13 protein-coding genes are annotated in these 15,419 nt (G+C 62.6%); 6 read left to right on the top strand and 7 right to left on the bottom strand.

Features of this window, described 5'->3' with window-relative positions:
- Positions 1-26: 26 nt before the first annotated feature.
- Positions 27-398 carry a response regulator gene (locus CDV46_RS17060; protein ID WP_087689618.1) on the bottom strand — a complete coding sequence of 124 codons (372 nt, stop codon included), beginning with the start codon at positions 396-398 and terminating at the stop codon, positions 27-29.
- Between the two features lie 257 nt (positions 399-655).
- Between CDV46_RS17060 and CDV46_RS17055 the strand changes: the two genes are divergently transcribed.
- Together CDV46_RS17055 and CDV46_RS17050 are read left to right on the top strand one after the other, a co-directional pair.
- Positions 656-1,405 carry a DUF2092 domain-containing protein gene (locus CDV46_RS17055; RefSeq protein ID WP_249277622.1) on the top strand — a complete coding sequence of 250 codons (750 nt, stop codon included), beginning with the start codon at positions 656-658 and terminating at the stop codon, positions 1,403-1,405.
- A gap of 4 nt (positions 1,406-1,409) precedes the next feature.
- A complete protein-coding gene (locus CDV46_RS17050) occupies positions 1,410-1,928 on the top strand; it encodes a hypothetical protein (RefSeq protein ID WP_087689614.1) in 519 nt (172 codons plus the stop codon).
- A gap of 27 nt (positions 1,929-1,955) precedes the next feature.
- Here the strand turns inward: CDV46_RS17050 and CDV46_RS17045 are convergent, their stop codons facing one another.
- Both CDV46_RS17045 and CDV46_RS17040 read right to left on the bottom strand, forming a co-directional pair.
- Positions 1,956-3,872, bottom strand: coding sequence for a sensor histidine kinase (locus CDV46_RS17045; RefSeq protein WP_087723794.1), 1,917 nt, complete (start codon positions 3,870-3,872; stop codon positions 1,956-1,958).
- Positions 3,869-4,492: a response regulator transcription factor gene (locus CDV46_RS17040; RefSeq protein ID WP_087689610.1), complete on the bottom strand. Its 624-nt coding sequence runs from the start codon at positions 4,490-4,492 to the stop codon at positions 3,869-3,871. Before CDV46_RS17040 ends, CDV46_RS17045 begins: the two co-directional genes overlap by 4 nt.
- A 468-nt stretch (positions 4,493-4,960) precedes the next feature.
- Between CDV46_RS17040 and CDV46_RS17035 the strand changes: the two genes are divergently transcribed.
- From CDV46_RS17035 to CDV46_RS17025, 3 genes are all read left to right on the top strand, one after another.
- A complete protein-coding gene (locus CDV46_RS17035; RefSeq protein WP_087723792.1) occupies positions 4,961-6,946 on the top strand; it encodes an alkyl/aryl-sulfatase in 1,986 nt (661 codons plus the stop codon).
- A 266-nt stretch (positions 6,947-7,212) separates the two neighbouring features.
- Positions 7,213-8,550, top strand: a complete 1,338-nt coding sequence (locus CDV46_RS17030; RefSeq protein WP_058377298.1) for an MFS transporter — start codon at positions 7,213-7,215, stop codon at positions 8,548-8,550.
- A gap of 124 nt (positions 8,551-8,674) precedes the next feature.
- Positions 8,675-9,658 (top strand): M14 family metallopeptidase, encoded by a 984-nt coding sequence (locus CDV46_RS17025; RefSeq protein WP_058377299.1) that lies wholly within the window; start codon positions 8,675-8,677, stop codon positions 9,656-9,658.
- 115 nt (positions 9,659-9,773) lie between these two features.
- On the opposite strand, the gene CDV46_RS17020 is transcribed toward CDV46_RS17025, so the two are convergent.
- From CDV46_RS17020 to CDV46_RS17010, 3 genes are all read right to left on the bottom strand, one after another.
- Positions 9,774-11,222, bottom strand: a complete 1,449-nt coding sequence (locus tag CDV46_RS17020) for a GntP family permease (protein WP_087689604.1) — start codon at positions 11,220-11,222, stop codon at positions 9,774-9,776.
- On the bottom strand, positions 11,223-12,293 hold the full coding sequence (locus CDV46_RS17015) for a patatin-like phospholipase family protein (protein WP_087723790.1): 1,071 nt from the start codon (positions 12,291-12,293) through the stop codon (positions 11,223-11,225).
- Between the two features lie 170 nt (positions 12,294-12,463).
- Entirely contained in the window at positions 12,464-12,844 is a 381-nt protein-coding gene (locus tag CDV46_RS17010; protein WP_058377302.1) for a winged helix-turn-helix transcriptional regulator, read from the bottom strand.
- A gap of 169 nt (positions 12,845-13,013) precedes the next feature.
- Here CDV46_RS17010 and CDV46_RS17005 point away from each other — a divergent pair, with 169 nt between their 5' ends.
- On the top strand, positions 13,014-14,015 hold the full coding sequence (locus tag CDV46_RS17005) for an LLM class flavin-dependent oxidoreductase (protein WP_058377303.1): 1,002 nt from the start codon (positions 13,014-13,016) through the stop codon (positions 14,013-14,015).
- A gap of 99 nt (positions 14,016-14,114) precedes the next feature.
- Here the strand turns inward: CDV46_RS17005 and CDV46_RS17000 are convergent, their stop codons facing one another.
- Positions 14,115-15,383 carry an NAD(P)/FAD-dependent oxidoreductase gene (locus CDV46_RS17000; RefSeq protein ID WP_087723788.1) on the bottom strand — a complete coding sequence of 423 codons (1,269 nt, stop codon included), beginning with the start codon at positions 15,381-15,383 and terminating at the stop codon, positions 14,115-14,117.
- Positions 15,384-15,419 lie beyond the last annotated feature (36 nt).

Below are 15,419 nucleotides of genomic sequence, written 5' to 3'. Positions count from 1 at the left end.
GGATCCAAAGCGGCGGCGCGGGCGAATCACGACGAGATGTGTGCCGCCCGCTCGATGGCCGCGAGCAGATCGCTGCCGAGAAAGGGTTTGGTCAGGACTTCGGCGACACCGATACGCCGGATGTCGGCACGAGTTTTGGCGTTGTCGTATGCCGTGACGAATACGACAGGCGGACGCGGGGGCGGCAGCGTTGCAAAGAACGCAGGCCCGGACGTGCCCGGCAGTTGTACGTCGGAGATCACGCAATAGGCGCTGCCGACGCACTGGACCAACCCCACGTCGTCGGCTCCCGAGAACGACCGCGTGCGAAATCCGTAGAGTTTCAACAGGCGCTCGACGGCGCGACGCATGCCGGTGTCGTCCTCCAGAATCGCGATGAGTTTCCTTGGTGTGTTCATGAGGCGGTCGTGTCCCTATGGAGGCATTTTTCTTTGGAATGCAACGCAACCGCCATCGGGACTTGGGGCAACGCTAATACCCTGTCGGGCAATTTGGGGCAATCGCCTAGGCATGGCGGACCTTGCCCGCTACATTGACCTTAGGGCGGTTGCGGTCGAGTTTCGCGTGCGCGATCCACCGTGTCCGGCACTCTGAAGCCACGGATATCTCCTTGATTTGAGGCGCGACGATGAGACGACAGGCATTGGCAATTTTGATGTTGCTCACGACAGGCGCGGCACCCGCCGCATGGGCACAAGGCACACCCGCGAGTGCGGCTTCGGCGCAGGCCGATGCCGTCGACCCGGAGGCGGTGCAGGCACTTCACACGATGGGAAGCTACCTGCAATCGCTCAAGCGCTTTCGCGTGTCTACGGATCTGACGGGCGAGCGCGTGCTGGCCGATGGGCAGAAGCTTCAACATGGCGCGCAGGCCACGCTCGAAGTCGACAGGCCGGAGCATCTGCGCGCGATCATGAGAAGCGCGCGCAGCGAGCGCGAGATCATCTATGACGGCAAGACCGCCACGTTGTATGCCCCCGAGCAGAAGTACTACGCATCCGTGCCCTTCAAGGGAACGCTGGCCGATCTCATCAAGGAGCTGCGCTCGCGCTATGGCGTAGAGCTTCCGCTCGCTGATCTGTTCGCATGGGGAACGCCTGAAGCGCAGACCCGGAAATTCGATTCCGCCATGTTTGCGGGACAAGACTATGTCGGCAACGATCTTTGCGATCACTACGCTTATCGGCAAGCGGGTATCGACTGGCAGATATGGATCACGAGCGGGGACAAGCCGTTGCCGCGCAAGATCGTCGTGACTCGCACGGACGACGATGCTCGGCCGCAGTCGGTGTCTGTTCTGTCATGGAAACCCAGCGCTTCCATGACACCGTCGACGTTCCAATTCCGCCCGCCGCCCGGCGCGAAGCAGATCGAAGCGCTCAAGCTGCCGGCCAGCAAGGGGTGACAAGATGAAAAAAAATCTCTCCCCTTCTCTGACGGCGTGCGTTGCCGCGACGCTGTTGGCCTTTTCCACCCTCGCGATTTCGCCATCGATCGCGGCGGGCCGTGGTGGTCATGGCGGCGGTGGTGGTGGCGGGCATGCGCGCGGGCAGGGCGCCGGTGATCATCAAGCCGGGCAGCGCAACGCACAGCGTCCGAATGCAGGCAATCGTCAGGCCGATGCGCGAACGCGCAACGTGCGCAATACCAGCGTGAACAACGTGAATGTCGATCGAAATGTGAACGTGAACGTCGACAACCACGGTGGCTATCACGGCGGATGGGACGATGACTATCATCCGGTGGCGACTGCCGTAGCGGTCACCGCGGCCGTCGGCGTGACCGCTGCCGTGATCGGATCGGTGGTGCGATCAGTGCCGGCCAATTGTGTGCCCGTCAACTATCGCGGCATGATTTATCAGCAATGCGGCGGCACCTGGTATCAGCCGCAAGGCACGCAGTTCGTGGTGGTTGCCGCACCGTATTGAGCAGACGAGGGCGAGCGCACTGGCTGATCAGGCGCTCGTCGTCTCGATGTCGGTGCGATGCGCAGGATTGAGCATCTCGGAGGCGAGCGGGAGCCAGAGAACGAATTCGGTGCCGCCGCCGGTTCTGCGTCGTGCAGACACCCCCCCCCGGTGGGCTTCGGCGATGGAGCGCACGATCGAGAGGCCAAGCCCGGTGCCGCGCTCCTTGGTCGTGTAGAACGCTTCGAATAGCTGATCGGCATTGTCTTCCGGAATGCCGATGCCTCGATCCGAAACGACGAGTTCGAGACCCTCGCCGGCGGCACGTGTCGTGATCGACAGCTCGCGATCCTGCTGCTCGGCATTTTCCATCGCGTCCAACGCGTTGATTGCCAAGTTGAGCAGTACCTGCTGCAACTGCACTTGATCCGCGAACACTTGCGCCTCGTTCGTGCCGAACCGGGTGTGCACGACGATGCCGCGGCGACGCGCTTCCGGGCGTACTAGCGAAGTCGCGCGCTCGAGCACGGTGTCGAATGTGACCGGTGCGAACGTGATGGCCTGCTTTTGGAGCAACGCGCGCAAGCGCACGATCACGTCGTTGGCGCGCAGGGCATCGCGTCTGACGTCGGTCAGAATCTCACGCAGCTCGGTGTCACTGTTGCCGGAGGCCTGCATCATCAAATCCGCCGCTTCAACGTTGCTGAGAATGGCCCCCAACGGCTGCCCGACTTCATGCGCGATCGATGCACTGAGTTCGCCCACAGTCGCAATTCTCGATGCTCGCGTGAGATCGGCATGACGCGTCGCGGCTTTTCGTTCGGCGATGCGCCGCTCGCGTCGCTGCCCGAGCATGGCGACAATCGTAAAAGCCTGCGCGCCAATGACGAAAAGCGCCACCGCCATTTCTTTCCAGTACTCCCGATAGGGCGGATGTGGGACGTTGAGCCACTTGCAGTCCGGGCCGAGAGACCGTTCGGAGATGCCGAGACGGTGTAGCACTGCGATGTTGGCGATACATCGTGCAGGTAACGCCGGTGCTACTGCGCCGGTTCGGAGGGTCTTGTCCCCCATGAGCATGCGCGCGGCTATCTCGCCCGTCATGCGGCCGTTTTCTTCGAGGTCATACACCGCGCCGGCCGCCGCCCCTTGGGCGATATAGTTGGCGTACCACCCGTAGATGGGCACCGGGGCGTCCTCGGCGATTCGGTTGACCAGTTCGAAGGGAAAGTAACGCCTGCCGCCCTGGTCCCGGTACTGGGTTCCATACAGGACTGCGGTGGTGCGCTTATCCAGTTTGGCCAGCCGGCTGCGAAGCTCCGGCACCGACAATCCCTCCCATCGCTCGATCGACCTCCATTTCTCGCGGCGCTGTGCCGCCGTTTCGACGATTTCGTCGGAGAACCGCGCGTCCACCTCTGCGCTTCCCCCGATGACAACCAAATGGGAGGCTTCGGGCTGAAGCGACTCGGCGATGGTCAGTGTTTTTCCGATCTCGATGCGGTACGGCATCATCACGAACGTAGACGGGAATTCGCCCGTCCGTCTTAGCCACGCTTCCGGGACGCTGGTGACCAGCACAGGGGTTCCCGGCCAGATGGCCGCGTGATGGGTGCGGGCAAACTCGGCCGCGTAGTTGCCGATGGCAATCACAAGATCGATGTGCTCGCTGTCGTACTTCTTGCGCAGCAGGGCAACGAGCTCTGGCGTGAGCCGGTCGGCACCGAATCGAAGGCCGTCGAGCGTATCAAGGAAGGTTTCGCTGCCTAGCGGCAATTCGGCGTTCAAGACGGTGCGGATTGCCTGCGTCTGCATGAGCACCGCCGCTTGCAGGGGGTCACCGCCGGTGAGCAACACCACTTTTGGCGGCTCCGCGCCTGACGCCGTGGGCGTCACAAGACCGCACATGGTGAATATCACCAGTGATACGGTCCCTCGGATGGCGCGGCCGGCGATGCCGGTCACGACATTTGTACGGCCACGCCGGAGATTGGCTTCTCGGTGTGCCGGAGCAGCTCTGCCAGTGACGTGGCGCGGAATTTACGCATGATCTCCGCGCGGCACGTTTTGACGGTCCGCTCGCAGAGCCCCAGTTCTGCGGCGATCTGTTTGTTGCGCAGCCCCTTGGTGATGCCTTGCAGCACCACCTGTTCACGTCCGCTCAGCGTGGATTGGACGTCGTCCGTACAAGACGGTGTCGACTTACGCGGCACGAGGCTGATGGCGGTTTCCACCGCGCGCATCAGGGCATCGCGCTCAAACGGCTTGATAAGGAAATCCACGGCACCGGCCTTCATGGCTTCGACGGAGCGCGCCACGTCGCCGTAGCCGCTCATGAACACGACCGGCAGGTCCGACGCCTGACGCCGGAGCGCGCGTTGCAGGTCGAGGCCGTTGGGGCCACCCAACTCAAGATCGAGGAGAACGCAACCAGGGCGATCGTCCGGTTCACTCACGAGGAATTCTCCCGCGGACGCATATTCCTTTGTGTCATAACCCGACACACACAACAGACGTGTCAGTGCCGACCGCATGGAGGCGTCGTCATCGACAACATGCACAACCGATTCACGACTGGCATTCATGGTATCTCCGCTTGGCTCGCGCGCTGAAAGAAATCTCCCCCGGGAGTTGAAAGAATGTTCGCCGGTGTGTAGGAATAATTCCGACGTGGGTAATTTAAATTATTGTGTTTTGAATAATAAATAACGATTCAATTTTTTTGGGGTGATCCAGAGGCGCCATATCTAGAATTTCAAGATAGTTCAATTGATAGCATCTCTGAATAAATTCGTAAAGAGAGTTCGGCATGGGGCGGTGTGGTGGCGTGGCTTTTGGCGTGAAGTGACAGGTGCTTGGTGATTCGCGATTTCACTACTTGTGATTCTCGTCGAGTGAAAATTTTGCAGATGAATTAATTTCTGATTGCCCAAAAGGGACATGATTTTTGCCCCATGCACCTATGTTTTAGCCGCAGGCAAATGTTGAGAATGACTTCCGTGGTTATTTGGCCGGATGTCATAACGCTCACCCAATGTCTTTGCGGAGGACTCATGAAACGCCAGTTCGTGGTTGCCGTGATGGCGCTTGTTGCCGCGACCCTTGCCGGGACCGTGGCGCATGCGCAGTCGTCGCCACCGCAGCCTGCCGATGCAACGGCGGCCACGCGCGACGCGAATCAGAAGTTGCTGAACTTCCTGCCCTTCGCGAACAAGCAGGACTTCGAGGACATTCAGCGAGGATTCATTGCTGAACTCCCGAATCCTGTCGTCAAGGGCGCCGCAGGCAACACGGTGATCGATCTCTCTCAGTACGACTTCCTGAAGAAGAACATGGCGGGCGAGGCGCCCCCGACGGTCAACCCGAGTTTGTGGCGGCAATCGCAGTTGCTGTCGGCGCAAGGCTTGTTCAAGGTGGTCGACGGTATCTATCAGGTGCGCAACGTCGATCTGGCCAACATCACGTTCGTGCGTGGCAAGACCGGCTGGATCGTGATCGATCCACTGACGTCCGTCGAGACGGCCAAAGCGTCACTCGATCTCGTCAACAGCAAGGTGGAGAAGCTCCCGGTCACCGGCGTGATCTTCACGCATAGTCACGTCGATCACTTCGGCGGTGTGCGCGGTGTGGTTGACGAAAAGGACGTGCGCTCGGGCAAGGTGCCGCTGGTGGCGCCCGAGGGCTTCATGGAAGAAGCGGTCAGCGAAAACGTGTTCGCCGGCACCGTCATGAGTCGACGGGCGTCGTATATGTACGGCAATTTGCTGCCGAAGGATCCGAAGGGTAACGTCGGCGGTGGCCTCGGTCTCACGACGGCAGCCGGCACGATTACGCTGTTCGAGCCGAGCAAGCTCATCAAGAAAACGGGCGAGACGCTGAACATCGACGGCGTCGACATCGTCTTCCAGATGGCGCCGGGTACTGAGGCACCTGCGGAAATGCTGTTCTACTTCCCGCAGTTCAAGGCGATCGACTTGGCCGAGGACGCGACGCACACGCTGCACAACATTCTCACGTTGCGTGGTGCGAAGGTCCGGAGCGCGCAGAAGTGGTCCCATTACCTTGACGAGACGATTCGCCTCTGGGGCAACGACGCTGTCGTGTCCTTCAGCAGCCACCACTGGCCGCAATGGGGTAACGATCGTGTGGTGCAGCATCTTGAGAAGCAACGCGACCTCTATCGTTACATCAACGATCAGACGCTTCGCATGGCCAATCAGGGCATGACGATGCACGAGATCGCGGACAAGTTCCAGTTGCCCGATTCGCTGGCCAAAGAATTCTATAGCCGCGGCTATTACGGCAATCTGAAGCACAACGTGCGCGCGACGTATCAGCTCTACCTTGGGTGGTGGGATGGTAATCCCGCGAATTTCGACCCGTATGCGCCGACCGATGAAGCGAAGCGGTACGTGGACCTGATCGGTGCGGACAAGATGCTCAAGGGTGCCAAGGCGGCGTTCGACAAGGGTGACTATCGCTGGGCTGCCGAACTGACGAACAAGGTGGTCTTCGCGCAGCCCACGAATCAGGCCGCCCGCAATCTCGAAGCCGCTGCGCTGGAGCAGTTGGGGTATCAGGCGGAATCGGGGCCGGCGCGCAACTTCTACCTGAGCGGCGCACAGGAACTTCGAGGCGGTGTGCATAAAGTGGCCACGCCGAATACGTCCTCGCCCGACATCATTCGTGGCATGACGACTGAGATGTTCCTGGACTTCCTCGCCATTCACTTGAACGGACCCAAGGCAGCGGACAAGGCGTATGCGTTCAACGTGACTTTCCCGGACACCAAGGAAAAGTACGCGCTGACGGTCAAGAACGGCGTGATGAACTACAGCAAGGACACCGTGTTGCAGAAGGCCGATGCCAACATCTCGCTGAATCGCACGACGCTGGACGACATTGCGCTGGGCAAGCTGAAGCTGGGGAATCTCGCCGAAAGCGGGCAGGTGCAGTTCGACGGCGACCGGGCGAAGTTCAAGGAGATGCTCGGTCTGTACGACAAGTTCGACTTCTGGTTCACGATCGCTGAACCGTGATCAACCCGGTGTAAGGCTGGTAGTGAGTCTCCTGAGCCCGTATGCGATGTGCGTACGGGCTTTTTTTCAATTCCGTGACAAAGTTCATTGATTCGCATCATGGGGGAGGCCCCGCCACCCAATCAGCACGTTTGCGTGCCGAAACGGCACGAAGACCGTTTTTATGCCGCCTACACTCCGCTTCCTGAGACTGGCTCGGTGTCCGCGTGCGACGCGCGCACGGCACCTACACTATCCCCAACGCCAGCGGATCCAGAGGAGCAGGCATGACCAGCAATTCCCGCGCCGCCACCCCGGCGCCCCACAACCCGTGGCGCGAAATCTGCGCCGCGAGTATCGGCAACGCACTCGAGTTCTATGACCTGCTGATCTATGGCTACTTCGCCATCGTGATCGGTCAGTTGTTCTTCCCCTCACACGACGCCACGACCTCGCTGCTGCTCTCCGTGGGCACGTTCGGTATCTCGTTCGTCACGCGTCCGCTCGGCTCGATCGTGCTCGGCAGCTACGCCGACCGCGCCGGCCGCAAAGCCTCGCTCACCGTGTCGATCGGCCTGATGATGCTCGGCACCGCCATGATCGCGTTTGCGCCGACGTATGCGCAGATCGGTATCGCCTCGCCGTTGATCATCATCGTCGCCCGCATGCTGCAAGGCTTCTCGACGGGCGGTGAATTCGGTGCCGCCACCGCCTTCATGGTCGAACACGCCGACGCCAAGCGTCGCGGTTTCTTCGCCAGCTGGCAGATGTCGACGCAAGGTCTGGCCACGGTGCTCGCCGCCGGTGTCTCCGCACTGCTCAGCATGCTGCTCACCGCCGATCAACTGAGTGCCTGGGGCTGGCGTGTCGCCTTCGCCGTGGGTCTGCTCATCGGCCCGGTCGGTCTGTACATTCGCCGCAATATCGACGAGACGGCCGACTTCAAGAAGCTGAGCCAACAGCAACGCGAGAAGTCGCCGCTGCGTGAAGTGTTCGGCCGTGACCGCGCCAATATGCTGCTCGGCGCCGGTGTGGTGGCCGCTGCGACGGCGTTCAACTACGTCCACAAGCTCTACATGCCGACGTATGCCGTCAAGCAACTGCACATTCCGGCGACGTCGTCGTTTGTCGGTGCGGTAGTGACGGGCCTGATGCTGATGCTCGCCGCACCCGTGGTCGGCCATCTGTCGGACCGCTTCGGCCGTATCCGCGTGATGCTGATCGCGCTGATTCTCGTGGGTGTGACGACTTACCCGCTGTTCGTGCTGCTTAACCTGTATCCGACGTTCCAGACGTTGCTCATGGTGCAGGCGCTGGTGGGCTTGCTCATCGCGGTCAGCCTCGCGCCGCTGCCGGCCCTGCTGGCGGATATTTTCCCGACGAGCACGCGCGGCACCGGTCTGGCCCTGTCGTACAACTTCTCGGTGACGTTGTTCGGCGGTTTTGCCCCGCTGATCGTCACGTGGTTGATCGACGCCACCCACAGCAAGCTCGCGCCGAGCTTCTATGTGATGGCCACCGCTGTGCTCAGTATCAGCGCCGTGATCGCGCTGGGCCGCCGCGTGCGTGCCGGCAAGATTGCCGGTATTCCGCACCGCGCCTCGCGTGCGTCGAAGGCTGCCTGAGTTGGTTGCACTGAGTTTGTCGTACTGAGTTTCTTGTACTGATTTTTGCCGCAACGACGACGCCTGCCGCCTCCCCTGTGGCAGCGTCGTCGGTCTTTTTCGGCATCCCCTGTGGAGTCTTTTCATGACCACGCTCGAAGCGATCCGCGCCGCCCTGCCGGCGTACCCCATCGAAGTCTCGTTCCCCGACATTACCCGCTGGCGCGAAGGCAACACCGGCATCGACTATCTGCATACGTTCGATAGCGGCAAGCCCGGCAAGCACGTGATGATTCTCGCGCTCACGCACGGCAACGAAGTGAGCGGCGCCATTGCCGTCGATACGTTGCTCGCATCGGGCTTGCGTCCGGTCACGGGCCGCCTGTCGCTGGGCTTCGGCAATATCGACGCCTACGAACAGTTCAGCGCAGAGAACGCCGACGCGACGCGTTTTCTCGATGAAGACATGAACCGTGTCTGGACGCCCTCGGCACTCGACGGTGAGCGTCAGAGCCGCGAACTCACGCGTGCCCGCGCCATGCGTCCGTTTATCGACACGGTCGATCTGCTGCTCGACATCCACTCGATGCACGAAGCCTCGGCACCGCTGATGATGACCGGCCCGCTGGAGAAGGCGATTGCGCTGGCAGCAGAGCTGGGCACGCCGGAGCACGTGATCATCGACAAGGGCCACGCCAACGGCACGCGCATGCGTGACTACGGCGGCTTTGGCGACACGGCCAGCCCGAAGAACGCGCTGCTCATCGAGACGGGCCAGCACTTCGCCAAGAGCGCGCGCGATGTGGCGCTGGATTCGGCAGTGCGTTTCCTGCTGCACGCGGGTGTGGTGGCGGAAGCCGACGTTGCCGAATTTCTCACGCAGACCAAGCCGGCCAAGCAGAAGTTTGTCGAGATCACGCAGCCGGTCGTGGCACGTTCGATGGACTTCCGTTTTTCGCAGCCGTTCACGGGGCTGGAAGTGATCGAGAAGGCCGGGACGGAAATCGCCCGCGATGGCGACGAGGTCATCGTCACGCCTTACGACAACTGCGTGATCGTGCAGCCGTCGATGCGCCACCTTGGCGTGAACGTCACGATGATGCGACTCGGCCGCTTGCTGGATCGCTGAGCGAACACGACGTGTGATGCACCGCCGATTGTCTGACGATCGGATGTGACGAGGGGCCGGCAAATTTGCCGGCCCCTTTGTCGTTTGACGGCGGACGAAGTGACAGCAGAACCCGTCAGAACGACCCGGCCAGTGAGCCGACGACGATCACGGCGACCAACGCGATCAGCGCGCTCACGATGCTGGTCATGACGATGTCGAGATAGCTGTCGCGGTGCGTGCTGCCGCATACGGCCAGCAGCGTGACCACGGCACCGTTGTGCGGCAGGCTGTCGAGCGTGCCCGATGCCATGACTGCCACGCGGTGCATCAGCGCTGGATCGATGCCGTGCTGTGCGGCAAGGCTCACATACGCGGGGCCGAGGGCGTCGAGGGCAATCGTCAAACCACCGGAGGCCGAGCCCGTGATGGCCGCCAGCAGATTGGCCGAAAGCGCGAGTGAGACGAGCGGGCCGCCGTCGATCGACAACACCCAGTCGCGCACGAGTTCGAAGCCGGGCATCGCGGCGATTACGCCACCATAGCCGACGAGGCTTGCCGTACACATGATCGGCAGCACCGACGCGTTGGCGCCCGCGTCCATGGTTTTGCGAAGTGCGGGAAGGCGTCGCCACTGCAACGCGATCAACACGAGAATTGCACTCGCGAGTGCGACGCAAACACCCCAGACCCCCGCGACGCTCTGTAGCGTAATGCCGCCCCAGCGGGGTTCGGCGAGATAGCTCGCATCGAGGCGCGGGAACACCAGCACGTTCATCACGAAGTTGCCGGCGATTACGACGACGAGGGGCAATGCGGCAGTGAGGATGCCCGGCAGCGCTTCGTTGCGATGTCCCTGTTCGATTTCTGCCGGGTCGAACTCACGGGCAACGCTAGCACGCTCGCGCACGACAGTAGGGTCGGCACGCTTGTCCCACACTTCGTTATCGGCATAGCCATGGCCTGCACGGCGAGCCTGTGCCTCGCGCCATGTCAGCCACCACAGACCGACGGCCAGCATGATGGCGGACGCCATCAGTCCCAGCCCCGGCGCGGCAAATGGGGTGGTGCCGAAGAAGGGCATCGGGATCGCATTCTGGATGGCGGGCGTGCCCGGCATGGCCGACATCGTGAACGTGGAGGTGCCCAGCGCAATCGCGGCAGGCATCAGACGTACGGGGATGTTTGCCTCACGAAATAGCGCATGTGCCATCGGTGCCAGCACGAAGAACGCTACGAACAGGCTCACGCCGCCGTAGGTCACCAGCGCGCCGCCCAGCACAACGGCCAGCATGGCACGACGTGCACCGAGCTTGTCGGTGAGAAAGGCAGCGATGGCGCGTACCGCGCCGCTGTCTTCCATCAGCTTGCCGAAGAGCGCGCCCAGCAGGAACAGCGGGAAGAACTGCGCGACGAAGCGTGCCGCGTTCTGCATGAACGTCTGGGTCCAGTGCGCGAGCACGGGTTCGCCCGAGAGCGCCGCAGCGAGCATGGCGGCGGCGGGGGCCAGCAGCAACACGCTCCAACCGCGATAGGCCAGCCAGACCAGCAGCAACAGACCAATGAGAATGCCGGCAAGCTCCATTCAGATTGACTCCATGAGCGCGTCCAGATCCAGCGACGAGCGTTCGCCCAGATCCGTGCCGTGTTGTTGGAGGAAGGTCTCGGCACAACGGCGTCCCTCGTCGCGCAGCATCACCAGAAAGTCCCACTCGGCGGAGAGTTTCGACGAGTAGCCGAGCGAGGTCATCATGTCGCTCGCAATGCGATGCATGCGCATTTGCGCCCAGCGGCGGCCCTCTGCCGTACCGGCATCGACCACTTGGCGCAGCACCGCGATCATGCGCAGTTCCTTGAGCAACGTGGCGTTGAATGAGACTTCGTTCACCCGGTTGAGAATCTCGCGCGCGGAGCGTGGGACTTCTGCGCGCTCGACCGGGTTGACCTGCACGAGAATCGTGTCGCGCGAGACGGTTTCGCGAACGAGCGGGGTGATCGTCGGATTGCCCGCGTAGCCACCGTCCCAATAGGCTTCACCGTCGATTTCGATGGCGCGGTAGAGCATCGGCAGACACGCGGTGGCGAGCAGCACATCCGACGTGATTTCGGCATTGCGAAAGACACGTCCTCGCCCGGTGCGCACGTTGGTGGCGGTGATGAACAGCTGGATCGGGCAAGTGGCGATGGCGTCGAAATCGATGTGGTCGGCTAGCAGGCTGCGCAGCGGGTTGTATTCCAGCGGCGCGAGATCGTAGGGCGACACCACACGTGCGGCGAGATCGAAGAGGACGAAGAACGGGGAGTTGTCGAGCGACCAGCGCCCGAGCACGACGTCGAGCGGTGTGCGGCGCAGTGGACTGAAGCGGCCGGCGTGCGAAACGTCTCGCCAGAATTGCTCAAGGGCGCCGCGTGCGGCATCGGGGCCGCCGCGTGCGAAACCGGTCGCGAGTACGGCGGCATTCATCGCGCCGGCGGATGTGCCGGAGATGCCTTCAATACGCAGCGATGCCGTGTGGGTGGTTGCTTCGAGCAAACGGTCGAGCACACCCCAGGTGAACGCACCGTGGGCGCCCCCGCCTTGCAGCGCGAGGTCAATGGGAAGTGGTGAGGTGGTACTTGGGTGACGCGGGGTACTGTCTCGTGGAGCGCGCGGCATGATCCCTCGGCGATGCGGCGCCGCGCTGACGGGCGCTGGCCGCGTGGGTCGGAACGAGAGTACGGTTGCAGACGCTACGTTGTTTGCGGTGCAACAAAGCCACTGTCTCAGATAACCGTGAAATCGGCAACCTTACGGGTGGACACGTTGGGAAGGTTGGACGCGGGCGGTTAAGCCTCGTCGATCTGAGGCGGTTTGCCGCGGCGCAGGCTGAGTTGGGCCAGCACGTCGGCGTGCTGATTGCCCCAGCGGTAGAGCATTTCGATGGGTTCGATGAACAACTCGCCCAGCGGCGTGAGCGAGTATTCGACCTTCGGCGGCACGACGGCATAGACCTCGCGATGGATCAGCCCGTCACGCTCAAGCTCGCGCAAGGTCTGCGTGAGCATCTTCTTCGAGATACCCGGCAGGCGGCGCTGCAACTCGCCGGTGCGCGTCGTGCCGCACTGCAACGCGTACAGGACCATGCTCGTCCACTTGACGCTGAACAGCTCCAGCACGCGGCGCGGCACGCAGGTTTCTTCAAAAACGAAGGGTTCGGACTTGCCCATGGTAACCAAATGGTGACTATTCAACTGAAAGGTGCCTACTGGGGATTTCGGCCCTTCGTCACTATACTTTGAGCCGATAGTGCGTGTCACCCATTGCAAAGCGCCGGGCCTATGGCTGGAAGGCTGGCCGCTTGCGCTTATCCGACACGTCACGTGAATGGAGACCCTCATGAGCAGTTTGTCGAAAACGGCCCTTTCGATCCTCGATCTGGTGCCGGTGCGCGCCGGTGGCACGGTGGCCGAAGCCCTCAAGCAATCCGCCGAACTGGCACAGCATGTCGAGCGGCTGGGATTCAACCGGTTCTGGCTGGCCGAGCATCACAACATGGACGGCATCGCCAGCTCGGCGACCGCATTGCTGATCGGCCATGTCGCGGGCAAGACGTCGCGCATTCGCGTGGGCTCGGGCGGCATCATGCTGCCGAACCACCCGCCGATGGTCGTCGCAGAGAATTTCGGCACGCTTGCGGCCCTGTACCCCGGACGTATCGATCTCGGACTGGGACGTGCGCCCGGTGCCGATCAGGCCACCATGCGCGCGTTGCGTCGCGACCGCTTGTCCAATGGCGACGATTTCCCGGAACAGGTGGCCGAGCTGCGTGCATTGCTCGCGCCCGCACAACCGGGGCAGCGGCTCGTGGCGACCCCCGGTGCCGGCAGCGATATTCCCGTGTGGCTGCTGGGCTCGTCATTGTTCTCGGCGCAACTCGCGGCGCATCTGGGGCTGCCGTATGCGTTTGCCTCGCACTTTGCGCCGCGCTTCCTCTTTGACGCGCTGCGCCTGTATCGCGAGTTGTTCCGTCCGTCTGCGGTGCTCGACAAGCCTTACGTGATGATCGGGGCACCGGTGATAGCGGCCCCGACGGATGAGGAGGCGGCGTTCCTTGCGACGTCTTCGCAGCAGAAGATTCTGGCGCTCATGCGAGGGCAGAGCCTGAAGCTGCAACCGCCGGTCAACGATATGGATCAACGTTGGGACCCCGCCGAGCAGCACTCGGTCGAGGCATTCCTCGGCGTGTCGGTGGTGGGTGGCCCCGAGCGAGTGAAGGCCGGGCTCTCGGAGCTTGTCGAGCGCACGCAGGCCGACGAACTCATGCTCGTGACCGATATCTACGATCCGGCGTTGCGCCTGCGGTCGTGCGACATCGTGGCGTCGGTCTGGAAGGATTGATGACGGGAGAGGTGCGATGCGGACGATGGCGTCAGCGTTACGCGTGACGTCGCCTGTGCGCGCAACGAGGATCGGCCGCCGCCGATCCTCGCGAATCGATCAGCGGAAGCGCCCGATCGAGAACGGCGAGAGGTCCAGCAACGGACGCTCGCCGGCCACCAGCGCAGCGACGGCGCGTCCGGTCGACGCGGCGGCCGTCAGACCGACGTGGCCGTGGCCGAACGCGTAGAAGGCGTTCGGTACTTTCGATGCGGCACCCAGCACCGGCAATGAGTCCGGCGTGCTGGGCCGGAAACCTTGCCACCGCGCACCGTCGACCGATTGCGTCGACTTTTCGCCAGCCACAGCCTCCGGAAACATCTTGTGCAACTGGCGCAGTAGCAAGTCGGCGCGACGCCAGTTCGCCGGCGCTTGCAGGCCAGCCAGTTCGACCGTGCCGGCACCGCGCAGGCGGCCATTCATCGGCGTGGCAAACAGTTTTCCCTCTGCCCACATCACCGGACGCGACGGCATTTCTACCGGCGCCGGTATCTCCACGTGATAGCCGCGCTCGGTGTCGAACACGATGCCGTCGCCCAACTGCCGGACGAAGGGCGCGGACCAAGCACCCGCTGCCACAACCACCGCGCGTGCTTGTTCGCGGCCCGCTTCGGTGTGAACGGCAACGACTTGTGAACCGTTGGTCTCGATGGCCTTGGCCGCCGAGTCGACGATGCGTCCGCCGCGTGCGACGACTTGCGCCGTCAGACGGGCGAGCAACGCCCCCGGGTCCGACGTGTGGCCCGTCTCGCTGATGTAGCGGGCCCCTACGAAGTCATTCGATAACGTGGGTTCGAACTCGCGTAATGCAGCGGCGTTCAGTGACTCGATTTGTACGCCATTTTCGCGGCGCAACGCCATGCCACCCTCGTCGCCTTGCATGCCGCTTTCACTGGAGTAAGCGATGAGATACCCGCGTCGCGTGACGAGATCGTTCGCGTTGGCGTCGTCGAGCAAGGGCTGATAGGCGTCGAGCGCTGGACCGAGCAGCGCACGCAATGCGCGCGCTTGCGCTGCCACCCGGGCGGGTTGGCTGGCCGCCACGAATCGCATCAACCAGGGGACCATGCGCGGCAAGTACGACCAGCGCAGCACCAGCGGGCCATCCGGTTGCAGCAACCAGCCGGGCACCTGCCAGAGCACACCGGGCATGGCGATGGGGACGACGGAGGAACCGTTGATGCAGCCCGCATTGCCGAGCGACGCTGCCTGACGTGCCGATTGTCGATCGACAATCACGACGGGGAGGCCCGCTCGCTGGAGATAGGCGGCGGTGCACACGCCGACCAGGCCGCCGCCGATGACGACAACCGGACGCGAATCATTCATGAAGCAGTCCTGCGAAAGCACGAAAGCGGCTAGTGT

Origin of the sequence: Pandoraea sp. PE-S2T-3, assembly GCF_002179965.1 — a bacterium.
Lineage (GTDB): Bacteria > Pseudomonadota > Gammaproteobacteria > Burkholderiales > Burkholderiaceae > Pandoraea.
The sequence above is the reverse complement of the archived record's forward strand: the minus strand, read 5'-3'. Positions and strand labels throughout refer to the sequence as shown.